General features: G+C 70.9%; 19 protein-coding genes. 11 read left to right on the top strand and 8 right to left on the bottom strand.

Translation table 11 applies throughout. The features are described from left to right. The first annotated feature begins 7 nt into the window (after positions 1–7). The 7 genes from QNO09_RS12440 (at position 8) to QNO09_RS12410 (ending at position 6,839) form a co-directional block, all read left to right on the top strand. Positions 8–421, top strand: a complete 414-nt coding sequence (locus tag QNO09_RS12440) for a roadblock/LC7 domain-containing protein (RefSeq protein ID WP_030851929.1) — start codon at positions 8–10, stop codon at positions 419–421. Between the two features lie 111 nt (positions 422–532). Continuing rightward, a complete protein-coding gene (locus QNO09_RS12435; RefSeq protein ID WP_030851927.1) occupies positions 533–928 on the top strand; it encodes a DUF742 domain-containing protein in 396 nt (131 codons plus the stop codon). Beyond that, positions 909–1,484 carry a GTP-binding protein gene (locus QNO09_RS12430; RefSeq protein ID WP_283970197.1) on the top strand — a complete coding sequence of 192 codons (576 nt, stop codon included), beginning with the start codon at positions 909–911 and terminating at the stop codon, positions 1,482–1,484. The genes QNO09_RS12435 and QNO09_RS12430 overlap by 20 nt, the downstream gene beginning before the upstream one ends. Positions 1,485–1,859: 375 nt before the next feature. Further along, entirely contained in the window at positions 1,860–5,174 is a 3,315-nt protein-coding gene (locus QNO09_RS12425) for a sensor histidine kinase (protein WP_283970196.1), read from the top strand. A 10-nt stretch (positions 5,175–5,184) separates the two neighbouring features. Beyond that, positions 5,185–5,598 (top strand): roadblock/LC7 domain-containing protein, encoded by a 414-nt coding sequence (locus QNO09_RS12420; protein WP_283970195.1) that lies wholly within the window; start codon positions 5,185–5,187, stop codon positions 5,596–5,598. Positions 5,599–5,692: 94 nt separating this feature from the next. Beyond that, positions 5,693–6,277 (top strand): DUF742 domain-containing protein, encoded by a 585-nt coding sequence (locus QNO09_RS12415; RefSeq protein WP_283970194.1) that lies wholly within the window; start codon positions 5,693–5,695, stop codon positions 6,275–6,277. Then, positions 6,258–6,839 carry a GTP-binding protein gene (locus tag QNO09_RS12410; RefSeq protein ID WP_014675207.1) on the top strand — a complete coding sequence of 194 codons (582 nt, stop codon included), beginning with the start codon at positions 6,258–6,260 and terminating at the stop codon, positions 6,837–6,839. Before QNO09_RS12415 ends, QNO09_RS12410 begins: the two co-directional genes overlap by 20 nt. Positions 6,840–7,016: 177 nt before the next feature. On the opposite strand, the gene QNO09_RS12405 is transcribed toward QNO09_RS12410, so the two are convergent. The 4 genes from QNO09_RS12405 to QNO09_RS12390 form a co-directional block, all read right to left on the bottom strand. Beyond that, complete coding sequence (locus QNO09_RS12405) at positions 7,017–7,211, bottom strand: acyl-CoA carboxylase epsilon subunit (RefSeq protein WP_283970193.1); 195 nt, start codon at positions 7,209–7,211, stop codon at positions 7,017–7,019. Between the two features lie 35 nt (positions 7,212–7,246). Next, positions 7,247–8,830 carry an acyl-CoA carboxylase subunit beta gene (locus tag QNO09_RS12400; protein WP_283970192.1) on the bottom strand — a complete coding sequence of 528 codons (1,584 nt, stop codon included), beginning with the start codon at positions 8,828–8,830 and terminating at the stop codon, positions 7,247–7,249. Positions 8,831–8,984: 154 nt separating this feature from the next. Further along, the gene (locus QNO09_RS12395; protein WP_283970191.1) at positions 8,985–11,408 is read right to left on the bottom strand and encodes a polysaccharide lyase 8 family protein; all 2,424 of its coding nucleotides are present in this window, start codon (positions 11,406–11,408) and stop codon (positions 8,985–8,987) included. A 505-nt stretch (positions 11,409–11,913) separates the two neighbouring features. Beyond that, a complete protein-coding gene (locus QNO09_RS12390; protein ID WP_283970359.1) occupies positions 11,914–12,771 on the bottom strand; it encodes an SDR family NAD(P)-dependent oxidoreductase in 858 nt (285 codons plus the stop codon). A 257-nt stretch (positions 12,772–13,028) separates the two neighbouring features. Here QNO09_RS12390 and QNO09_RS12385 point away from each other — a divergent pair, with 257 nt between their 5' ends. After that, positions 13,029–13,634 (top strand): YceI family protein, encoded by a 606-nt coding sequence (locus QNO09_RS12385; RefSeq protein WP_283970190.1) that lies wholly within the window; start codon positions 13,029–13,031, stop codon positions 13,632–13,634. 219 nt (positions 13,635–13,853) lie between these two features. After that, complete coding sequence (locus tag QNO09_RS12380; protein ID WP_283970189.1) at positions 13,854–14,639, top strand: S1 family peptidase; 786 nt, start codon at positions 13,854–13,856, stop codon at positions 14,637–14,639. Positions 14,640–14,966: 327 nt separating this feature from the next. Here the strand turns inward: QNO09_RS12380 and QNO09_RS12375 are convergent, their stop codons facing one another. Beyond that, positions 14,967–16,325 (bottom strand): hypothetical protein, encoded by a 1,359-nt coding sequence (locus QNO09_RS12375; protein WP_283970188.1) that lies wholly within the window; start codon positions 16,323–16,325, stop codon positions 14,967–14,969. A 115-nt stretch (positions 16,326–16,440) separates the two neighbouring features. Between QNO09_RS12375 and QNO09_RS12370 the strand changes: the two genes are divergently transcribed. Further along, on the top strand, positions 16,441–17,127 hold the full coding sequence (locus QNO09_RS12370; protein WP_283970187.1) for an SLATT domain-containing protein: 687 nt from the start codon (positions 16,441–16,443) through the stop codon (positions 17,125–17,127). 37 nt (positions 17,128–17,164) lie between these two features. Here QNO09_RS12370 and cimA read toward each other — a convergent pair whose 3' ends face one another. The 3 genes from cimA to QNO09_RS12350 all read right to left on the bottom strand — a co-directional run bounded on the left by cimA (position 17,165) and on the right by QNO09_RS12350 (position 21,795). Continuing rightward, positions 17,165–18,769, bottom strand: coding sequence for a citramalate synthase (gene cimA / locus QNO09_RS12365; RefSeq protein WP_283970186.1), 1,605 nt, complete (start codon positions 18,767–18,769; stop codon positions 17,165–17,167). 651 nt (positions 18,770–19,420) lie between these two features. Continuing rightward, positions 19,421–20,509 carry a branched-chain amino acid aminotransferase gene (locus QNO09_RS12355; protein ID WP_283970185.1) on the bottom strand — a complete coding sequence of 363 codons (1,089 nt, stop codon included), beginning with the start codon at positions 20,507–20,509 and terminating at the stop codon, positions 19,421–19,423. 242 nt (positions 20,510–20,751) lie between these two features. After that, on the bottom strand, positions 20,752–21,795 hold the full coding sequence (locus QNO09_RS12350) for a 3-isopropylmalate dehydrogenase (protein ID WP_283970184.1): 1,044 nt from the start codon (positions 21,793–21,795) through the stop codon (positions 20,752–20,754). A gap of 154 nt (positions 21,796–21,949) precedes the next feature. On the opposite strand from QNO09_RS12350, the gene QNO09_RS12345 reads away from it, so the two are divergent. After that, complete coding sequence (locus tag QNO09_RS12345) at positions 21,950–23,530, top strand: purple acid phosphatase family protein (RefSeq protein WP_283970183.1); 1,581 nt, start codon at positions 21,950–21,952, stop codon at positions 23,528–23,530. Positions 23,531–23,534 lie beyond the last annotated feature (4 nt).

The following is a 23,534-nucleotide window of genomic DNA, read 5'->3' as shown; positions in this document are numbered from 1 at the left end:
GAGTCCGATGAGCCAGGCGGCACAGAATCTCAACTGGTTGATCACCAACTTCGTGGACAACACCCCCGGGGTGTCCCACACCGTCGTCGTGTCCGCCGACGGTCTCCTCCTGGCGATGTCGGAGGGCTTCCCGCGCGACCGCGCGGACCAGCTCGCGGCCGTCGCCTCGGGCCTGACGTCCCTGACGGCGGGCGCCTCCCGGATCTTCGAGGGCGGTGAGGTGGCGCAGACGGTCGTGGAGATGGAGCGAGGGTTCCTGTTCCTCATGTCCGTCTCGGACGGCTCGTCCCTGGCCGTTCTCGCCCACCCCGAGTGCGACATCGGCCTCGTCGGCTACGAGATGGCGCTCCTGGTCGACCGCGCGGGCGCGGTCCTCACCCCCGACCTGCGAGCTGAGCTCCAAGGCAGTCTGCTCCACTGATCGGCCCCGGCACCACCCGTCTCACCCACATCACCGTCCGGCCGCCGCACACCCCACACAGGCCCCGTCAGACGGCTTGCTGACCGACTTGCTGTCCCGCCCGGAGGACTCATGACCCCGCCCACCGCCTCTCATGATCCGTACGCGGAGCCGTACGAGGACGAGGGCGACCAGCCGCTGGTACGGCCTTACGCCATGACCGGCGGCCGGACGCGGCCGCGCTATCAGTTGGCCATCGAGGCACTGATCAGTACGACCGCGGACCCCGCCGCGCTCATGGGACTGCTCCCTGAGCACCAGCGGATCTGCCACCTCTGCCGTGAGGTGAAGTCGGTGGCCGAGGTCTCGGCGCTGCTCAACATGCCGCTCGGTGTGGCCCGGATCCTGGTCGCGGACCTCGCCGAGGCCGGTCTCGTCGCGATCCACCAGCCGGGCGGCGACGACGCCACCGGTGCACCGGACGTGACACTGCTCGAAAGGGTGCTCAGTGGACTTCGCAAGCTCTGACGCGGGTCGATCCACCACCTCCGCGAAGATCGTGGTGGCGGGCGGATTCGGCGTGGGCAAGACCACGTTCGTGGGTGCCGTCTCGGAGATCAACCCGCTGCGCACGGAGGCCGTGATGACCTCCGCCAGCGCGGGCATCGACGACCTCACCCACACCGGGGACAAGACCACCACCACGGTGGCCATGGACTTCGGCCGTATCACCCTGGACCAGGACCTGATCCTGTACCTCTTCGGTACGCCGGGCCAGGACCGCTTCTGGTTCATGTGGGACGACCTGGTGCGCGGTGCCATCGGCGCGGTGGTGCTCGTGGACACCCGGCGCCTGGCCGACTGCTTCCCGGCCGTCGACTACTTCGAGAACTCGGGTCTGCCGTTCGTCGTGGCGCTGAACGGCTTCGACGGACAGCAGCCCTACCAGCCCGAAGAGGTGCGCGAGGCGCTGCAGATCGGACCGGACACCCCGATCATCACCACCGACGCCCGGCACCGGTCGGATGCGAAGGGTGCCCTGATCACACTGGTCGAGCATGCTTTGATGGCACGGCTGAGGTAGCACCCAATTCAGATACGTCATACGGCAGTTGCCGTAGATACACCGGAGCCGACTGTGTCCTTTGACACGGTCGGCCACGGTGTTCATAACGTTTCGGCAGAGGAATGGGGTGGTACGGCCACGCGTCGCGCACATGCGGTGTCGCTGCGCTCACAATCGCCCCGCCTTTTGGCGGGGCTCGTTCTTTATGACCGTTTTATCTGGGGCTTGCATCACGTCGAATCGCCTCCCCGGACTGTTTGGAAGAGCGCAGGTCGTCGTGCTGGAATGCCTGAACTGCCCAATAGTCAATGACGTACTCGTCCATCGAGTCGTGTTGGGCTCTGAACACTGCGGCACAACGTTGGTGCCGACCGCCGAGAGGTTGTTGGTCGAGTGAGGCGAAGCAAGAACAGTCCCGAGCCGTCGGCCCGGGGCAACTTCACCCCGCCGCCGCGCACAGCGGCGCCCGCCCCCGTGCCCGGTTCGGAGCCGACGGCCGCGCCCGCCGAGAGCGGCGGCCGTCTCTCCCCGCGCAACTGGCGCGTGGCGACCAGGCTCAACGCGATCCTGCTCATACCCGTGGTGGTCGGCCTCGTCATGGGCGGCTTCCAGGTGAAGAGCTCGATCGACACCTGGCAGGAGGCCGAGGACGCGGAGAACACGGCGCGTCTGGTGCGCGCTTCGCTGCTCTACGCCAACGCCCTCTACAACGAACGTGACGCCTCGGCGGCGCCCCTGCTGAAGGGCAGCGCCCAGACCGCGCAGGACAAGGCGACCGTCACGCAGGTCCGCAAGGCCACCGACGAGGCGGCCGACGCCTTCGACGCCGCGGCCCAGAACATGCCGGCGAAGCCCGGCCTGGAGCGCCGGCTGGATCTGTTCCGCAAGGCGGAGCCGAAGCTCGCCACGCTGCGCCAGGTCGCGTACACCTCCAAGCTCAGGGGCGTGCAGACCGAGGAGGGCTACGTCGAGGTCGCCCACCCGCTGACGGAGTTCGCCAACGAGCTCGGTCTGGGCACCGGCAACATCACCAGCTACGGCCGGACCGTGTACGCCATCGAGCTCACCAAGGCGGCCCTGTCGCTGCAGCGCTCCATCGGCATGCACATCCTGGTCAAGCCGGGCCCGGACGCCGGCAACCTGGCCAGCCAGCGCATCGCCCTGTCCTCGTACGCCTACCTCGAGCGCATCGCCGTGCAGGAGTACATCGGCGGCGGCACCGAGCAGGACGCGGCCAAGCTCGACGCGGCCGAGACCAAGATCAAGGCCGACGCCGCCGTGATGGCCCGGGAGGCCAAGGCCAAGAACCCGGACTACGTCCCGCCGCCGTCCAACCCGACGACGATGATCTCCGCCGTCGCGACGCTCCAGAGCACGGACCCGAGCGCCCGCGCCGCCCTCGCGGAGAAGGGCATCACCGCCGAGAACTGGTGGGCGGTCAACACCCTCAAGTTCAACGCGTACGAGAAGATCGAGAACGACCTGGCCGACAAGGCCGTGAGCGAGGCCTCGGACATCGCCGACGACGCCCAGCGTGACGCCTACATCACCGGTGCCGCCGTCGTGGTCGCCCTGCTGCTGGCCTTCATCCTGGCCGGTGCGGTCGCCCGTCAGATGAGCCGCTCGATGCGTCAGCTGCGCAACGCCGCCTTCGGCATCGCCGAGCAGCGCCTGCCGATGCTGGTCGACCAGCTCTCCCGCACCGACCCGGGCCGCGTCGACACCCGCGTACAGGCCATCCCGATCACCACCACGGACGAGATCGGCGAAGTCGCCCGCGCCTTCGACCAGGTCCACCGCGAGGCCGTCCGGCTCGCCGCCGAGCAGGCCCTGCTGCGGGGCAACATCAACGCGATCTTCACCAACCTGTCGCGCCGCAACCAGTCCCTGATCGAGGGCCAGCTGACCCTGATCACCGACCTGGAGAACAACGAGGCCGACCCGGACCAGCTGGAGAACCTCTTCCGCCTGGACCACCTGGCCACGCGTATGCGCCGCAACGGCGAGAACCTCCTGGTCCTCGCCGGCGAGGAGCCCGGCCGCCGCTGGGACCAGCCGGTCCCGCTGGTCGACGTGCTGCGCGCCGCCTCCTCCGAGGTGGAGCAGTACGAGCGCATCGAGCTGTCCGGTGTCCCGGAGGCCGAGATCCACGGCCGGGCCGTGACCGACCTCGTGCACCTGCTCGCCGAGCTGCTGGAGAACGCGACGACGTTCTCCTCCCCGCAGACCAAGGTCCGCGTGACCGCCACCCGGCTGCCCGACGGCCGCGTGATGATCGAGATCCACGACAAGGGCATCGGCCTGACCGCCGAGGACTTCGCGGACATCAACCACAAGCTGGCCAACCCGCCGACCGTGGACGCCGCGATCTCCCAGCGCATGGGCCTGTTCGTGGTCGGCCGCCTGTCCGACCGGCACGGCATCCGCGTCCAGCTGCGCCCCTCGGGCGAGCAGGCCGGGACGACCTCGCTGGTCATGCTGCCGGACGCGATCACCCACGGTGGCGGCGGCGAGCACCACGTGGACCGCGACGAGTTCACCGTCTCGCAGATCATCCCGGAGCAGAACTTCGGCGGCGAGAACTTCGGCCAGCCCATGCGCACGGCCGCGGAGCTCGGCTTCGACGACAGCCGCTACACCGAAGTCCCCGACGACATACGTGAGCTGGACCCCGTGGGCCGCTCCCTGATGCGCGAGGAGCGCCGGGCGGCCCTGGAGGCCCAGTCGCACGAGCAGCCCGCGCTGCCCGGGCAGAGCGACCAGCAGCAGTCCACCGAGGCGACCGGGTACCGCGACGAGTACGCGGACGGGCAGCAGGGCTACGACGCCGGGCAGGCCTACGACACCGGCCAGAGCGGTTACCCGGAGCAGCAGCCGTCCGCGTACGACCGTCAGGCGCCGTACGAGGAGCAGCAGGCGTCGTACGAGGAGCAGCGGCACGCGGCGTACGAGGAGCCGCAGCGGGCTGCGTACGACGAGCAGTACTACGCGCCGGGCGGCGGTCTGCCGCAGAACGACACCTTCTCGCCGAACGGCGGCTACCCGGAGCCCTCCTATGCGGAGCCGGCCCAGGAGGAGCCCCCGGCGCAGGGCACGGGTGGGCAGGGCGGATTCGCCGCGTTCGAGCAGCGTCGTCACCAGGATGACTGGCCGCAGCAGGACGGCTACCAGAATGGCTACCCGAGCCAGTACCCTTCTCAGGCCCCGGAAACGGAATCTGCGCAGGCCGCTGACGCGAGTGAGCAGGACCGCGTAGGCTTCGACCGTCCGGGATCGAGCCCCTCCGCCGCTCACACCATGACCGACGCCGGGCTTCCCCGCCGTGGACCCAACGCGAGCGGTGCGAACGGTACGGGTGGTGGCGCACGCCAGGTGAGCCAGGAACCGCCGGCCTCCGCTCCGGGGAACAACGGGGACGACTGGCGCTCGGCGAACGACGAGCGGTGGCAGCAGGCCTCGCAGCTCCGGAAGCCCAAGGCGGGCGGGGTCACCTCCTCCGGCCTGCCGAGGCGGGTGCCCAAGGCCAACCTGATCGAGGGCGCCGCCGAAAGCACCCACCAGGGAGGCCCACAGGTCTCCCGCGCCCCGGAGGACGTCCGGGGCAGGCTGAGCAACCTGCGTCGAGGCGTCCAACGCGGACGCAGCGCAGGCAGTGAAACGAACGGCCAGGGCCTCGGTCCTGACAGCACCTACAACCAGGAGCGTTAGTGTGAGCCCGATGAGCCAGGCGGCACAGAACCTGAACTGGTTGATCACCAACTTCGTGGACAACACCCCGGGGGTGTCCCACACGGTGGTGGTCTCCGCCGACGGACTCCTTCTGGCGATGTCCGAAGGCTTCCCCCGTGACCGCGCCGACCAGCTCGCGGCCGTCGCCTCCGGTTTGACGTCTCTGACCGCAGGCGCCTCCCGGATCTTCGAGGGTGGCAGCGTGAACCAGACGGTCGTGGAGATGGAGCGGGGATTCCTGTTCATCATGTCCGTCTCCGACGGATCGTCGCTCGCGGTCCTCGCACATCCGGAGGCGGACATCGGCCTCGTCGGGTACGAGATGGCGCTGCTGGTCGACCGAGCCGGTACGGTCCTGACACCGGACCTTCGTGCGGAGCTCCAGGGGAGCCTGCTCAACTAACAGACGGACGGTGCGTTTTGGCGTCCCGGGGCCGTAAGGTCTTGGGACGCGGCTCCACAGCGATGGGTGCCAGGCACAGTCGGAGGAGGAGAAAGTGGCAACACCCCCAGGCGGTCCGTCTTCGGGCAACTGGTCGTACGGCCCTGCCCAGGGTCAGGGCGACGGTGGTCAGAACCCGAACCGTTACAACTTCCCCTCCGCGCCCAGCCACCGGCAGCCGTACGCGCCGCAGGGCCCCGGCCCTTCGCCGTACGACCAGCCGCACGCGCCGCGCATTCAGCCCGTGCAGCCGCAGCGCCGCAGCCCCGAGCCGACGCCCGGCGGGGCGTCGAACCACCACAATCCGTTGGTGCGTCCGTACGCCATGACCGGCGGCCGGACCCGCCCGCGCTACCAGCTCGCCATCGAGGCGCTGGTGCACACCACTGCGCAGCCGCATCAGATGCAGGGCCAGTTGCCCGAGCATCAGCGGATCTGCAACCTCTGCCGGGAAATCAAGTCGGTCGCCGAGATCTCGGCGCTCCTCACGATCCCTCTCGGCGTGGCCAGGATCCTCGTCGCCGACTTGGCGGAGGCGGGACTGGTCGCCATCCATCAGCCCGGCGGCGACGAGAGCGCCGGCGGCCAGCCAGACGTGACACTGCTCGAAAGGGTGCTCAGTGGACTTCGCAAGCTCTAGCGGAGGGCCTTCCCGCTCCACCACGTCCGCGAAGATCGTGGTGGCTGGCGGCTTCGGCGTGGGCAAGACCACGTTCGTGGGTGCCGTCTCGGAGATCAACCCGCTGCGCACCGAGGCCGTCATGACGTCCGCTTCGGCCGGCATCGACGACCTCACCCACACCGGGGACAAGACGACCACGACGGTCGCCATGGACTTCGGCCGTATCACCCTGGACCAGGACCTGATCCTGTACCTCTTCGGTACACCGGGCCAGGACCGCTTCTGGTTCATGTGGGACGACCTGGTGCGCGGCGCCATCGGCGCGATCGTGCTGGTCGACACGAGGAGGCTCGCCGACTGCTTCCCCGCCGTCGACTACTTCGAGAACAGCGGCCTGCCGTTCGTCATCGCGCTGAACGGCTTCGACGGCCAGCAGCCGTACACGCCGGACGAGGTGCGCGAAGCGCTCCAGATCGGGCCTGACACCCCGATCATCACGACGGACGCGCGGCATCGGGCCGATGCGAAGTCGGCGCTGATCACGCTGGTCGAGCATGCGCTGATGGCTCGTCTGCGGTAGTTCTCCTGCTGTGGGACAGCCCCTGGCGGCCTCTGGGCTGCCAGGGGCTGTCGCGTTGCCGGGTGCAGGTGGATCGTGGCTTGTCGCGCGGTTCCCCGCGCCCCTTACGGCGCGCACCCCCTGGGCATCGAATAAAGGGCCCCTCCGTGTGGAGGGGCCCTTTATTCGAAGGGTGGGTCAGCGCCAGCTGTGCGGGGCGCGGAAGCCGGGCTCGCGCTCCAGGCGGCGCCAGCCGGCCTTGATGCGGCCGCGGTGGGCCGGGGTCGGGTCGGTGGGGCGGGCGGCGGCGCGGGCCAGGAGGAGGGCCGTGATGGCGGCGACTTCCTCGGGCTCGGCGTGGCCCTTCTCGACGCGGATATCAGCAGATTCCATGAGTGTCAGTCTCCGTGAGGAAGATGTCCGCCGGGTTACTGCGGCGGGTTGCCGTGCTTTCGGGACGGCAGGTCCGCGTGCTTGGTCTGGAGCATGGCGAGGGACTTGATGAGCACCTCGCGGGTCTCCGCGGGGTCGATGACGTCGTCGACCAGGCCGCGCTCGGCCGCGTAGTAGGGGTGCATCAGCTCGGACTTGTACTCCTTGACCATGCGGGCCCGCATGGCCTCGGGGTCCTCGGCCTCGGCGATCTGGCGGCGGAAGATGACGTTGGCCGCGCCCTCCGCGCCCATGACGGCGATCTCGTTGGTCGGCCAGGCGTAGGTGAGGTCGGCGCCGATGGACTGGCTGTCCATGACGATGTACGCACCTCCGTAGGCCTTCCGCAGGATCAGGGAGATCCTCGGCACGGTCGCGTTGCAGTAGGCGTAGAGGAGCTTCGCGCCGTGGCGGATGATGCCACCGTGCTCCTGGTCGACGCCCGGGAGGAAGCCGGGGACGTCCAGAAGAGTGATGATCGGGATGTTGAAGGCGTCGCACATCTGCACGAAGCGGGCCGCCTTCTCGGAGGCCTCGATGTCCAGCACGCCCGCCAGGGACTGGGGCTGGTTGGCGACGATGCCGACGACCTGGCCGTCCATCCGGCCCAGCGCGCAGATGATGTTGCGGGCCCAGCGCTCGTGGACCTCCAGGTACTCGCCGTCGTCGACGATCTCCTCGATGACCTTGGTCATGTCGTAGGGCCGGTTGCCGTCCGCCGGGACCAGGTCCAGCAGGACGTCCGAGCGGCGGTCGGCCGCGTCGGAGGACTCGGTGCGGGGCGGGTTCTCGCGGTTGTTCTGCGGGAGCAGGGAGAGGAGGTAGCGGACCTCGGCGATGCAGGTCTCCTCGTCGTCGTAGGCGAAGTGCGCCACGCCCGAGGTCTCGGCGTGGACGTCGGCGCCGCCCAGGCCGTTCTGCGTGATCTCCTCGCCGGTGACCGCCTTGACGACGTCGGGACCGGTGATGAACATCTGCGAGGTCTCGCGGACCATGAAGACGAAGTCGGTCAGGGCGGGGCTGTAGGCCGCGCCGCCCGCACACGGACCGAGCATCACCGAGATCTGCGGGATCACGCCCGAGGCCCTGGTGTTGCGCTGGAAGATGCCGCCGTACCCGGCGAGCGCCGAGACGCCCTCCTGGATACGGGCGCCCGCACCGTCGTTGAGGGAGACCAGCGGGGCACCGGCCGCGATGGCCATGTCCATGATCTTGTGGATCTTCGTGGCGTGGGCCTCGCCCAGCGCGCCGCCGAAGACGCGGAAGTCGTGCGCGTAGACGAAGACCGTGCGGCCCTCCACCGTGCCCCAGCCGGTGATCACACCGTCCGTGTACGGCTTCTTGGCCTCCAGTCCGAAGCCCGTGGCCCGGTGCCGGCGCAACTGCTCGACCTCCCGGAAGGAGTCCGGGTCGAGGAGGAGTTCGATGCGCTCGCGCGCGGTCAGTTTGCCCTTGGCGTGCTGCGCCGCCGTCGCCTTCTCGCTCGGTCCGGCCATCGCCTGCGCACGGATCTCGTGCAGTTCGGCCACGCGTCCGCGCGCGTCGGTCGGCTCACCCGGCGCCTCATCCAAAACGGTCATGTAGTGACCTTACGAAGCCAACCGAGGAATGCGGGCCGTCGACTCCTCACAGTGTCCGGCGTGTTTTCCTGGTACCACTGAACAGAACCATGGCGGCGTTGACCCTTTCCGACTGCTCAGCTGGCGTGTTGCTTGTAGGGGTCACACAAAGCGGTCAGGCGAGAGCCACCTCACAGATGTGTGTGGCGCATGCCTCCCCAGGGGTGACGCGCAGGTGCAATCGGCGGCCTGTGGAGAGCACTTCGACCGTCTCGTCCGCGCGGACGACCCGACGGACCGGGCCGTCCCAGGTGATCTCCAGGGGCTCGCCCGTGCGGGGCGGTTCGCTCACGCAGAGGGTAGCGGTACGTCCCCGGCGGACCATCAGCACGCTCGCGCCTGCGGAGGCGGTGAGCGGGCCCGCCGTGCCGGCCCGCCAGAAGTTCGCGGCCGTGCAGCCGAGGGAGGGCACGGTGACCGCCTGGCGGACGGCGTCGTTGGCGAGCACCGACATCCAGTGGCGGTCGGCGGCGCGGCGGGCGACCGCCCGGCGGGACGCCCCGGGCATGAGGACGTAGGCGTACGTGGCGTCCTCGGGGTCGGTGCCGTGGTCCAGCCAGAGGGTCTGCCAGCGGCGGGTGCGTCGCTGCGGTGTGCCGCCGGTGTTGATGTCGGACCAGGCGCCGGTGCGGTCCTCGCGCAGCGCCCTGGGCTCACGGCCGAGCAGGACCCAGCCGCCGTGGTCCTCCAGGTGGGCCCAGTTCGGGCCTTTGACGAAGCGCTGGGTGCCCCATGCGCCGAGGTTGCGGTTGTCGACGATCGTCTCGACCGGGCCGCCGTCGGCGCAGGTGATCCCGGCTCCCAGACAGATGACCGCGTCCGCGACGCAGAACCAGGACTTCCGGGCTTCGAGGGTGGAGCCGAGGCCCTTGAGGTGCTGGCCGAGGGCCGCGTAGGTGCCGTCGGTCGTGCCGCCCACCCAGCGCGTGCCCGGGCGGGCCGCACCCCATTCGCCGCCTTCGCGGTCGGCGAGCCGCTTGGTCGAGACGGTGGTGCCGGGCAGGCGGTACCAGTCGACGGTCGGCCAGAACCAGTCCGTGTACTGGTCGCTCGCGGAGGCCCACCAGCTGACCATGCCCGCGCCGGTGTGCCAGCCGCGGGGGTTCTCGCCGTTGCCGCACTCGTAGTGGGCGATGCGGTCGCTGGCCATGGCGATGCTCACGGTGAAGCCGGGGCCGCGGTGGACGGCCCGGTCCATGGCGGCGAAGAGGTGGTGCCCGGCGGGTTCGGGGGCGGCCGGGACGGGCGAGGCGGCGATGGCGTCGAGCCGGGACAGGTCCGCGACCCCGAACTGCGAAGCCGTCAGGATCGGGCTCACGGTGTCCCGTTCGGCCCAGCCCTTGATACGGGCGTGCCAGCGGTCGCGTTCCGCCGTGCTCGCGCCGGCCGCGAGGAGGGCGATGGCGGCGATGAGCTGGTGGCCGTGGTAGTGGTCGCTGCGCATGACCGGGCGGTCGTCGGTGGCCAGGTGACCGCGGCTGATGGCCCGGCCGTTGACGCTGTCCATGACCAGCCCGTCGTGGAGGAGCGGCGCGAAGGCGCGTTCGACGCTGTCGAGAATGATCTGCCGCTCGGGATCGGTGACCTCCCAGTCGGAGTCGGCGAGCAGGGCGAAGAGCCGGCCGAGACCGTCGAGCATGACCTGGCCGTAGGTGCCCGAATAGGCGACCCAAGTGTGTTGGACGAACGAGCCGTCGGCGTAGAGGCCGTCGCCCCGGGTGACGTACGGGAAGACCGGGGAGAGCGCGTCCCTTGCCAGGGCGATCCTGGCGGGGTCGCGGCCGAGGATGCCGCTCAGGGCGGCGGAACGGCACAGGTCGACGCGGTTGGCGCCGGTGGAGGTGCCGGAGTAGTCCCCGAAGGCCGAGTCGGGGACGAAGTGGTCGACGGCGGCGCAGGCGGCGCGCACCCGGGTCTCCCCCAGGTGCTCGTACAGGGCGGCCGTGATGTCCATCAGCAGCCGGGGGCTGCCGATCTGCCATTCCCACCAGTTGCCGTAGCGGGGGGTGGAGGGGTTGTAGACGGTGACGGAGAGGTGATCGAGGCCGCGCAGGATGTCGGCGAGGAGGCCGGGGTCGGCGGTCGAGCCGGTGCCCTGCTGGACGTAGGCCTGCGTCATGGTCCACAGGCGGCCGTAGCCGAGGGTGATGCCGGCCGGCGGGTCGAAGGGGTGGCCCGGCCAGAGGGAGTCCGGCGCCGGGGCCATGCCGGCGAGCAGACCGCGGGCGAGTGTGCCGGTTTCGGCGAGCCGGGCCGCGTAGGGCTCGGCCGCCGGGTCGTAGCCGGCACCGAGCGAGATGCCGAGCCAGCGTCGGCGGAGTGTGTCGTACGGATCGCCCGGGCCGTCCGAGCCACCCGGATCACCCGGGCCGCCCGGATCGCCCGGATCATCCGCCGTGTCGGCGCCGCCGCCCGCGGGCGCCGTGCCCCCCGTCGCCGCGAGGGCCGTGGCCGCCAGCAGCAGGGCGCGGCGGCTGGGCCGGGGCCGGGCGGCGGCCACGGCCGTATGGCGAGGGACCACGCGACGCTGGGGAGTCATGCCCATGCCCTACCACGGGGAGACGGTCACCTGAACGGTGCATCCGGCCGGAGTGACCGGAACGGGGGAACGGCCGGGGCGACCGGAAGGGGTGAACGGCCGGGATGGCCGGATCCGCGGACGGCCGGAGTGACCGGGAAGGGGATCGGCCGGGGCGACCCGAGCGGGGAACGCCCAGGGCGAGCCGAACGGAGAACGGCCCGGGTGACCAGAACCGGCAGGGCGGCCGTGGTGACGCGAGGGGCCACAGGGGCCGCGCGCACGGGGGGCGGGACCAGGGCCGTGCCCCGAGGGGCCGCAGAGGTCGTACGGGGAGCGGCCGAGTCCACCGGAACCGGCGAACGGCCGGGGCGACCGGAACGGGATGACAGCCCCGGTAGATCCGGCAGGTCCGGCAGGTCCGGCACGGGTGAACGGCCCGGGCCATTGGAACCGCTGACCGCCGGAGTGACCGGAACGGCGAACGGCCCGGGTTGGAGGCCGCACCGCGAGAAGCCGCCCGGGGTCAGCCGAAGCGGTTCAGCAGGCGGCGGTACAGGCCCGGTGCCAGGCCGCGGACCCGGCCCGGGACGGTGAGCCACGCAGGGACGTACGCCTCGTCGCGGTTGTGCCGCACGGCTTCCCAGATGGTGCCGGCGACGCAGCCGGGCGAGAGCAGGCCGGTGCGAGTGCCGTCGTAGGGCCTGCCGCGGCGGGGGTGGAAGGCCGTGTCGACGGCTCCGGGGACGACGAAGGTGACGCCGACGCCCGTGCCGCGCAGTTCCTGGCGCAGCGCCTCGGCGAAGGCGGCCAGGCCGGCCTTGGCGGCGGAGTACACCGCTTCCTCCCGCAGTCCCACGCAGCCCGCGACCGAGCCGAGCAGCACCACGCGGCCCCGTCCGGCCGCGATCATGGAGGGCAGTACCTCGCGCACGAGGTGGAGCGTGGCGTTGAGGTCCAGGGTCAGCACCCGGTCGATGTCGGTGTGCGGCATGGCGGAGAACGGGCCCGTCCACCCGAGGCCGGCTCCGGCGACCAGGACGTCGATCCGGCCGGTGGTGTGCAGGGCGGACTGGGCCAGCAGGCGGGGGCCGCCCGGGGCGGCGAGGTCGGCGGGCAGCACGACGGCCGACGTGCCGGACGCCGTCTGTTCCAGGCGGTACCGGTCGCGTCCGTTGAGGATCAGCTGCCAGCCGTCCATGGCGAACCGCCGCGCCGTCGCCGCGCCGATGCCCGAGGAGGCTCCGGTGACCAGGGCGACGCGCCGGTCCAGGCGCCGCGGCGGCCCGTACTGGTTCACCCGGGCGGGGACGGGCGTCGTGGCGCGGGGCGGGACGGGGTCCGCCGGTGGGTCGTAGGCCGAGCCGGAGCCGGTGAGTGTCACGAGTCGCTCTCCCCTGCGCTGTGCGTCCGCCGTGGTCTCGTCTGTCTCCATACGCTCCCTAGAAACGGAACCCCTTCTCGCCGGACGTCGCCACCGCAGGGCGCGCGGTTCCGCCAACCGGGTGTACGGGAGGGGCGCCGCGGAAGGCGTCGCGGACCCACCCGGTGAAGATGTTAAACATTGAACGGAATAGGTCTACGGTGGGTCTCGTTGAAGTAGTTAAAGATTCAACATCGCATGCAGGAGGCGTACACCCCATGAGCATCTTCAGCCGCAACGACGCCCGGACCGCCGCTCCCACCGGTGCCGCCGTGAACCCCGAGCAGGCCGCCCTGACCGGCGACTACACGATCGACCCCGCGCACTCGACGATCGGCTTCGTCGCCCGGCACGCCATGGTCACCAACGTCAAGGGCGGCTTCCAGGACTTCACCGGCACACTGCACCTGGACGGCACCGATCCGTCACGGTCGACGGCCTCCCTCGACGTAGTGATGGACAGCATCAGCACGGGCAACGCCGACCGTGACGGCCACCTGAAGAGCGCGGACTTCTTCAAGACGGACGAGTTCCCGGCCATGACGTTCCGCTCCACCCAGGCGGAGGCGCTCGGCGGTGACGAGTACCGGATCACCGGCGACCTGACGATCCTGGGCACCACCCGCCCCCTCACCATCGACCTCGAGTTCAACGGCGCCGCGAAGGACCCCTTCGGCAACGAGCGCGTCGGATTCGAGGGCAAGGCGGAGATCCTGCGCTCCGAATGGGGCCTGACCTGGAACGCCGCGCTGGAGACCGGCGGAGTCCTGGTCTCCGACAAGATCAAGCTGAACTTCGACATCTCGGCCATCAGGAACGCGTGAGCCCCGCGGGGCCGGCCCGGTGACACACCACCGGGCCGGTCTGGCCGGTTCCGGGCCCTTGTGCAAAGACTGCCGGCGTTCTCATAATCCAGCAGCAGTATTTTGACCAGTCCATGCCAGCACATGGACGTTCTTTTTGCCCTGCTGCTGTCATGCACTCGTCAATCTGATGCTTCGGTTGCACATCTCCCCGGTCAACCCCCCACGGAAGGCATCACGTTGAAGAGACTCCTCACGGCCCTCAAGAGATGCGCGGTCCTCGGCGCCGCCGCGCTCGCGATCGCCAGCCTTCAGCCCGTCTCCGCCGCACAGGCCGCCCCCTCCCCCGTCGTCGGCGGGACCCGGGCCACACAGGGCGAGTTCCCGTTCATGGTCCGGCTCTCCATGGGCTGTGGCGGTGCGCTCTACACCCAGCAGATCGTGCTCACGGCCGCGCACTGCGTGGGCCGGTCCGGCAACAACACCGGCATCACCGCCACCGCGGGGGTCGTCGACCTCCAGTCCACCAGCGGCCGCGTCCAGGTCCGCTCCACCAAGGTGCTGCGCGCCCCCGGCTACAACGGCACCGGCAAGGACTGGGCGCTCATCAAGCTCGCCCGGCCGATCAACCTGCCGACCCTGAAGATCGCCACCACCGCCCAGTACAACACCGGTGACTTCACCGTCGCGGGCTGGGGCGCGAACCGTGAGGGCGGCTCCCAGCAGCGCTACCTCCTGAAGGCGACCGTCCCGTTCGTCAGCGACGCCGCCTGCAAGGCCTACGGCGGCCTCTACAGCGGCCTCGTCGCCAACGAGGAGATCTGCGCGGGCTTCGACGCGGGCGGCGTCGACACCTGCCAGGGCGACTCCGGCGGCCCGATGTTCCGCAAGGACAACGCCGGCGACTGGATCCAGGTCGGCATCGTCAGCTGGGGCGAGGGCTGCGCCCGCCCCGAGGCGCCCGGCGTCTACACGGAGGTCTCCGCCTTCGCCTCCGCCATCGCTTCGGCGGCATCGACCCTCTGATCAACGGCTTCGCGGGCCCGGCACCGATGGGGCGCCGGGCCCGTTCCGTTCCGCCCTGCGGCGTGCGGGAGCGAGGTACGGGGGCCCGCGCTTCGCGACGGCACGGCCGCACCCGGCCTCAGTCGTGCGCGCCCGCCGACTCCAGCCTCCGCACCGCCGCCGCCACCCGCGCGGCCCGGCTCGCCGCCGTTCTGGTCCTCAGGACGGCGAGCATCACCAGATACCGGTCCATGCGGCCCAGTGCGGCGTCGGGCCCTCGGGCCGGGGTGGCGATCGGCGCGGGGCCCGGGTACCGGTATGGGCACGCACCGCCGAGCTCTGCCCTGCTCAGAACCCGCCGCCGAAGTCGCCACCCCCGCCGCCGAAGCCGCCGCCCCCGCCGAAGTCCCCTCCGCCGAAGCCGCCTCCGAAATCGCCGGTGTCGAAGTCGGCGCCGGAGACGTCGCCGCCCTCGTAGCCGCCGAAGTCGCCGTAGCCGGAGCCGTAGTCGGCCGCGTAGGCGGGGCCGGCCATCATGCTGCCGAGCATGGTGCCGACGAGGAGGCCGGGCAGGAGGCCGCCGCCGAAGTAGCCGCCGGCCCAGGGGCCGTACGCCGGACCGGCCTCCCAGTAGGGGCGGCGGCCGTGGTCGGTGTCGACCTCGCGGATCACCGGGTCGCGACCCTCGGCCAGACGCCGTTCGTCGGCCGCGCAGACCGGGACGTCGCGGGCGCTGCCGGACGGGGGCGTCCAGGTGACGTCGGCGACCGAGGGGCCGTGGCGCGGGTCGAAGAAGCAGGGCGGTCGGCGCTCCGGCAGGGCTCCGCCCTCACGGCGGGCCGCCAGGCGGGCGAGGGAGAACCGGCCGTCCTCCACGGCCTGGGTGACGGCCCGGACGTCCTCCGGTTTCGTCGCGGCCGCCATCAGCGACTTCGCCTGCTCGTAGGAGTCCAGGGCCCGCTCGTAGTCGGTGCGCATCGCGTCGTCGGCGCCGGGTTCCCCGGGGTGGAAGTCGAGCCGGTCGAGTTCCTCGCCGAACGCGGTGATGTCCTCGTCGACGACCACCCGCAGCTTCTCCAGCGCGGCCCGCTGCTCCTCCTCGTGCCGACGCCGGTTGCGGCGGGCCACGGCGTAGGCGCCCGCACCACCGGCCGCGGCCAGGGCGCCGACCGTGATCAGGCCGCCGACCGGCACGTCGGTGCCCGAGCCGCCGCTCCAGCCGCTCGGCGCCGAGCCGCCCACGTTGCGCAGGGCGCCGTCGACGAAGTCATTCAGCTGCGCCTTGGTGTCGCCCGCGTCCTGCACCGCCGTGACCAGGTTGGACACCCCCTGGCGGCTCATCACGGAGCTGTCGGCGCGGGCGTCGAACCGGTCGCCGAGGCGGACGCCGTACAGGCCGGTGATGCCGGTCTCGGTGCGGAGGTTCCGGAAGAGGTCCTCCGTGGGGGAGCCGGCCGGGAGGACGGCCACGAAGACGGGCTTGTCCGCGTCCTTGATCTTGTCGGCCAGGGCCTCCGCGTCCGACGCCGCCAGCTGCCCGGAGGCGGCCGGATCGACGTAGACGGGACTCTCGCGCAGGTGCCGGGCGACATCGGACAGGTCGGTGGCCGCGTGCGCCCCGGACGCACCGGCCAGCAGCACCGCCAGGAGGGCGGCGAACGGCACGATCAGCAGACGTACGACGGTACGCACCAGCGGGGCCTTCATATGTTCGAAGCTACCCGAAACGGCACAAGAAGGGTTATCCGTCGAGACAGAGATTTGTCGACGCGGCTGCGCCTAGGATGCCCTCTGGCCATCCAGGAGGGGCGGGAACAGGGACATGTTCGGACGACGCAGGGCTGCGGACATGACGGTGTCCGAACTGACCGAGCTGGACCGGTCGCGCACGCGGGCCGACCTGCTGTGGGAGCTCTTCCGGCACGCCGAGGCGGAGGTGACGTCGGCGATCGGCTGGTATCTGGCCCGGCGCAGGGGGCCGTCGCTGTGGTCGCGTTCGCTGCGGGCGCTCGCCACGCTGCTGGGCATCGTCGGGACCCTCACACCGCTGGTGCACGCGGCCGCGCCCACGGCCGTGCAGCCCGAGTGGGGTTTCGTGTTCCTGGCCGGCGGCGCCGGCTGCGTCCTCTTCGACCGGATCTTCGGGTTCTCGGCGTCCTGGACCCGCTACATCCGTGCGGAGCTGGCGTTGCAGCAGATCCTCAAGAAGGCGCAGTCCGACTGGGCGCAGGGGTTCCTGAGGACCACCGACTCACCCAGCGACAAGGAGCAGGCCGCCCTGCTCGGGGTGATCGAGCGACTGCGGGCCGACGCCCAGCGGATCATCGAGGACGAGGGCACGGCGTGGGTCGGCTATCTGGCCGACGGCGTCGAGGAGCTGACCCGCTCCACCAGCACCGCCGGCGGCCAGCGCTCCCACACCGCGGGCCTGTTCCGCCTCGACCGGACGCCCGGCCGTGACCGGGGCGGCGAGGTCCCGGTACCGCGGTCCCGGGACACGGCGATGTGACACGCGCCCCGGGCACCCGCTCCCGGCGGGAGCGCGGCTACTGCGCCGGAGCGACCCCGGCGCGCAGCAGCCCGTAGGTGTACGCGTCCTCCAGGGCCTGCCAGCTCGCGGCGATGACGTTCTCGGCGACGCCGACCGTCGACCACTCGCCCGTGCCGTCGGACGTGGAGATCAGTACGCGGGTCGTGGAGTTGGTGCCGTGCTTGCCCTCCAGGATGCGGACCTTGTAGTCCACCAGCTCCAGCTGGGCGAGCTGGGGGTAGATCTTCTCCAGGCCCACGCGCAGGGACCGGTCGAGGGCGTTGACCGGGCCGTTGCCCTCGGCGGTGGCGACGATGCGCTCGCCCTTGGCCCAGAGCTTGACCGTGGCCTCGTTGGCGTGGGAGCCGTCGGGCCGGTCCTCGACGATGGCCCGCCAGGACTCGACCTCGAAGTAGCGCAGCGGCATGCCCTGCACCTCGGCCCGCAGGAGCAGTTCGAAGCTCGCGTCGGCCGCCTCGTACGTGTAGCCCTGGAGTTCGCGCTCCTTCACTCGCTCCACCACCCGGCCGACCAGTTCGCGGTCGCCGCCGAGGTCGACGCCGAGTTCCTTGCCCTTGAGCTCGATGGACGCGCGCCCGGCCATGTCGGAGACGAGCATCCGCATGGTGTTGCCGACCAGTTCGGGGTCGATGTGCTGGTAGAGGTCCGGGTCGACCTTGATCGCCGAGGCGTGCAGACCGGCCTTGTGGGCGAAGGCGGAGAGGCCGACGTAGGGCTGGTGCGTGGAGGGGGTGAGGTTGACGACCTCGGCGATCGCGTGCGAGATACGGGTCATCTCGCGCAGGCGCCCCTCGGGCAGCACCTTCTTGCCGTACTTCAGCTCCAGGGCCGCCACGACCGGGAAGAGGTTGGCGTTGCCGACGCGCTCGCCGTAGCCGTTGGCGGTGCACTGCACGTGGGTCGCGCCCGCGTCGACGGCGGCCAGCGTGTTGGCGACGGCGCAGCCGGTGTCGTCCTGGGCGTGGATGCCGAGGCGGGCGCCGGTGTCGGCGAGGACCGTGGAGACGACGGCCTGGATCTGGGCCGGGAGCATGCCGCCGTTGGTGTCGCACAGGACGACCACGTCCGCGCCCGCCTCCGCCGCGGTGCGCACGACCGCCTTGGCGTATTCCGGGTTGGCGCGGTAGCCGTCGAAGAAGTGCTCGCAGTCGATGAAGACGCGGCGGCCCTGCTCCTTGAGGAAGGAAACGGTGTCACGGACCATGGCGAGGTTCTCGTCCAGGGTCGTGCGCAGCGCGAGCTCGACATGGCGGTCGTGTGACTTGGCGACCAGCGTGATCACCGGCGCGCCCGACTCCAGGAGTGCCCTGACCTGCGGGTCCTCGGCGGCGGTGGTGCCGGCGCGGCGAGTGGAGCCGAACGCGACGAGCTGGGCGTGCCGGAAGTCGATCTCCTGCTGGGCGCGGGCGAAGAACTCGGTGTCCCGGGGGTTGGCGCCGGGCCAGCCGCCCTCGATGAAGCCCACGCCGAAGTCGTCCAGGTGCCGTGCGATGGCGAGCTTGTCGGCGACGGTGAGGTTGATGCCCTCCCGCTGGGCGCCGTCGCGCAGGGTGGTGTCGAAGACGTGGAACGAATCGTCGAGCTCGCTGCTAGCGGTCATGGTCTCAAGGCTCCTGAGGATGGGATCTCGGTCGTACCGGAATGACCGGCTCCACCGCCCTCACATACTCCCTCGCGCTCTCGTCTCCGGCTGTGGGTGGGCCAGAAATGCGAAAAACCTCTCGCGGGTGCGAGAGGTCTGCGCGCGGGTCGAGGACGACGGTGTCCGCCCGTACCTGGTCGTACGTGGCGGTCACTGCGGACCGGCGCGCCTGCTGCCAATAATCGTGGCGAACGAGAGCACGGGGGAAGTGTGGCACAACCCCCGCGCTTCGCTCACCGCCGTCTCAGGATGCGGTCGGTCACCTCAGGTGACGGAGGTAGACGTGCGAGCTGCTCGTGACCGCCTTCGGCACGCCCTGGGCGGTCATCGCCCTCATGACCTCGCCCGCCGCGGCGGGGTCTACGGCGCGGACACCCTCCAGGTCTGCGACCGGCGCGCCGGGGCGGCGTCTACGGGGTACCGCCCCGGCTGGAACGTCCCCCGCCACCCTGTCCTGGGCGGCCGGTGCGACGGTCGGAGTCCTGGCGGTCTCCCTGCCGCCGCGCGAGGGGCCTACGAGGTGACCACTGCCGCTTGCCTGGCCCGATCGGGCGGTGGGTGGGCACAGGCCCCCGGGGGCCGGGGGCCGAGTCCCGGGCCCAGGTCGGCTCAGCCCAGCCGGTGCATCCAGCCGTGCTTGTCCTCGGCCGTACCGCGCTGGATGTCCAGTAGCGCCCGGCGCAGCCGCAGCGTGACCTCGCCCGGCTCTCCCCCGCTCTGCATCCACTCCGCCCCGGCCCGCTTCACCGTACCGACCGGAGTGATCACCGCGGCCGTACCGCAGGCGAAGACCTCCGTGAGCGACCCGTTCTCCGCATCCCGCTGCCACTGGTCGACCGAGACCCGGGCCTCCTCCGCCTCGTACCCGAGGTCACGGGCGACGGCGAGCAGGGAGTCCCGGGTGACGCCCTCCAGGATCGACCCGGTGAGCGTCGGCGTGACGATCTTGTTCCCGTACACGAAGTACAGGTTCATGCCGCCCAGCTCCTCGACCCAGGTGTGCTCCACGGCGTCGAGGTAGCAGACCTGGTCGCAGCCCTTCGTGGCGGCCTCGGCCTGGGCGAGCAGGGACGCCGCGTAGTTGCCGCCCGTCTTCGCGTCGCCCATGCCACCGGGGACGGCGCGGACGCGGTCCTCGGAGACCCAGATGGACACCGGCTTCACACCACCGGGGAAGTACGCCCCGGCCGGGGAGGCGATCACCAGGAACAGGTACTCGTTGGCCGGCTTCACACCCAGACCGACCTCGGTGGCGATCATGAACGGGCGCAGGTAGAGGGACTCCTCGCCGCCGTGCGCCGGCACCCATGCCTTGTCCTGCCGGACCAGGGCGTCGCAGGCCTCGATGAATGTCTCGACGGGCAGCTCGGGCATCGCGAGCCGACGGGCGGAACGCTGGAAGCGCTCGGCGTTCTTCTCGGGACGGAAGGTGGCGACGGACCCGTCGGGCCGGCGGTAGGCCTTCAGCCCCTCGAAGATCTCCTGCGCGTAGTGCAGGACCGTGGTGGCGGGATCCAGGGAGATCGGCGCGTACGGCACGAGCTGACCGTCGTGCCAGCCGCGGCCTTCCGTCCACTTGATCGTCACCATGTGGTCGGTGAAGTGGCGGCCGAACCCGGGGTTGGCCAGGATCGCCTCGCGGTCCGCGGCGGAGAGCGGGTGGGCGGAGGGCTTGAGCTCGATCGTGGGCGTCGTCATGGAGTGATGTCCTTCACCGGTTGTAGTGACGGGCCGCGCTCGGTACTGCTCTGATGGTGACCAGTGCTAGGACGTCCGAGCATTCCCTCATTCCGCGGCCTCGCGTTCGATTATCGCCCGGGGGCGGCGGCGGAAGGAACGGGGTGAATGCGGCCCGGTGGTCGATGGTGGCACCCGGCGGGAACATGCGGAAGCCGCCGGGCGCGGATGCGACCCGGCGGCTGGCGGTGTGCAGCGGCGGGTCAGCCGGCTACGCGTACGGCGAGGGCGTCGCCGATCTCCGAGGTGGAGCGGGCCGGCTTGCCGGTGCGCTCGGCGAGGTCGGCGGCGACCGCCTCGTCGATGCGGGCGGCCTCGGCCTCGTAGCCGAGGTGGCGCAGGAGCAGGGCGACGGACAGCACGGTGGCGGTCGGGTCGGCCTTGCCCTGGCCGGCGATGTCCGGGGCCGAACCGTGCACGGGCTCGAACATCGAGGGGAATTCGCCGGAGGGGTTGATGTTCCCGCTCGCGGCGACGCCGATGCCGCCGGAGACGGCTGCGGCGAGGTCGGTGACGATGTCGCCGAAGAGGTTGTCGGTGACGATCACGTCGAAGCGCTCGGGCTGCGTGACGAGGTAGATCGTCGCCGCGTCCACATGCATGTACTCGGTGGTGACCTCGGGGAACTCCGCGGCCACCTTGTTGAAGACGTTCGTCCACAGGTGACCCGCGAAGGTCAGCACATTGTTCTTGTGGATCAGCGCCAGCTTCTTGCGGGGGCGGGCCTGGGCCCGCGCGAAGGCGTCACGGACCACGCGCTCGACACCGAAGGCCGTGTTCACGGAGACCTCGGTGGCGACCTCGTGTTCGGTGCCCTTGCGGATGGTGCCGCCGTTGCCGGTGTACGGGCCCTCGGTGCCCTCGCGGACGACGACGAAGTCGATCTGCGGCTCGCCGGCGAGCGGGGTGGCGACACCCGGGAGGAGCTTCGACGGACGCAGGTTGACGTGGTGGTCGAAGGCGAAGCGGAGCTTGAGCAGGAAGCCGCGCTCCAGCACACCGGAGGGCACGCTCGGGTCGCCGATCGCGCCGAGCAGGATGGCGTCGTGCCGCTTCAGGGCGTCGAGGTCGGCGTCGGTGAGGGTCTCACCGGTGGCGTGGTAGCGCCGGGCGCCGAAGTCGTACTCCTCGGTCTCCAGCTTCACATCCTGCGGAAGGACGGCGGAGAGGACCTTCAGACCTTCGGCCACGACCTCCTGGCCGATGCCGTCACCGGGGATCACTGCGAGATTGATGCTGCGAGACATGCGGGCACCCTACTCCTCGTCCCATGGGATGACATGCGGTGTCCGTGATACGGACAGCCGGGAGGCACCCGACCGGGGGACGGCACGCGTCCGCCGGGTGCCGTTCACCCGTATGTGGTGCGGCCGTTGGCCTCCGCTGGGAAGTTCACCGGACATGGAGATCCCCCACTTCGGCATCCCGCCCGAGCTCGCCCGCCGGATGAGCATGGCGGAGCAGCACGAGTACCTGCGGACACGACTGTCCCGGCGGCGCACCCTGGTGACCGCGGGCGCGGTGGCGAGCGGACTGCTGACCGGCTGCTCGGGTGCCGGCTCGCGTCCCGGGCAGGGCGGCGCCACGGCGGCCGGGAGCCCGTCACCCCTCACGTCGCTGGCGCCCGGTTCCCTGATCAGGCCCTTCGGCCGCCATCTCGCCTTCGGCGCCGACCCCAAGACACAGATGCGGATCTCCTGGCAGGTGCCGCTCGCGGTGAAGAAGCCGTACGTCCGGGTGGGCCTGCGCCCCGACGACCTCGGCCGCAAGGTCGAGGCGGAGCTGCGTGACCTGCACACCCCGGAGCTGAAGGGCATCCGGGCGGCGGTCGACCAGTACTACCCGCACGCCGCGCTGGACGGCCTGCGCCCGGACACGACGTACTACTACGGCGTCGGCCACGAGGGTTTCGACCCGGCCTCCCCGCGGCACCGGCCGACCGTCACGTCCTTCCGCACGGCACCCGCACGCCCGCCGGAGCGGTTCGTGTTCACCGCCTTCGGCGATCAGGGCGTCGGCGAGGAGGCGGCCCTCAACGACCGGACGCTGCTGCGCCAGAAGCCCGCTTTCCATCTGCACGCCGGCGACATCTGCTACGCCGACCCGACCGGCAAGGGCAAGGAGTCGGACGTCTTCGACGCCGGGCAGTGGGACCGGTTCCTGAAGCAGACCGAGCCGGTGGCCAGGTCGGTGCCGTGGATGGTGACGACCGGCAACCACGACATGGAGGCCTGGTACTCACCGGACGGCTACGGCGGCCAGCTCGCCCGGTTCTCCCTGCCGGACAGCGGTTTCGACGCGCGCACGGCACCGGGCGTGTACGCCTTCACGTACGGCAACGTCGGCGTGGTCGCGCTGGACGCGAACGACGTGTCGTACGAGATCCCCGCCAACTTCGGCTATACGGAGGGCAGGCAGACCAGGTGGCTGGAGAAGAAGCTCGGCGAACTGAGGTCGTCCGCGGACGTCGACTTCATCGTCGTGTTCTTCCACCACTGCGCGTACTCGACGTCCACCCACGCCTCCGACGGGGGGGTGCGCGCCGAGTGGCTGCCTCTGTTCGCCCGGCACGAGGTGGATCTGGTGATCAACGGGCACAACCACGTCTACGAGCGGACCGACGCCATCCGGGACGGCGAGGTGGGCCGGCCGGTGCCGGTCGGCGGGACGACGGATCCGCGGCGGGACGGGATCGTGTACGTCACCGCGGGCGGCGGCGGCAAGGAGCTGTACGGCTTCCCCGGCGGAGTGAAGGAGAGCTACGAGGGGAACACCGCGGACCACGAGCCGGTCGCCACGTTCCGGTGGACCAAGTCCCGGGACACCAGGGCGGAGTCGGTGCAGTGGTCGCGCGTGCGCTACCGCGGTTTCTCGTTCCTGTCGGTGGAGGCGGAGAGCGGCGCCCGGCCGAAGCTCAAGGTGTCGGCGCTGGCGGCGAGCGGTGAGCGGATCGACCACTTCGAGGTGCGGCGCGGGGCGTGAGGCC

Source organism: Streptomyces sp. 378 (assembly GCF_030124145.1).
Classification (GTDB): Bacteria; Actinomycetota; Actinomycetes; order Streptomycetales; family Streptomycetaceae; genus Streptomyces.
Note: the sequence above shows the minus strand (reverse complement) of the source record. Positions and strands in the feature narration are given on the sequence as shown.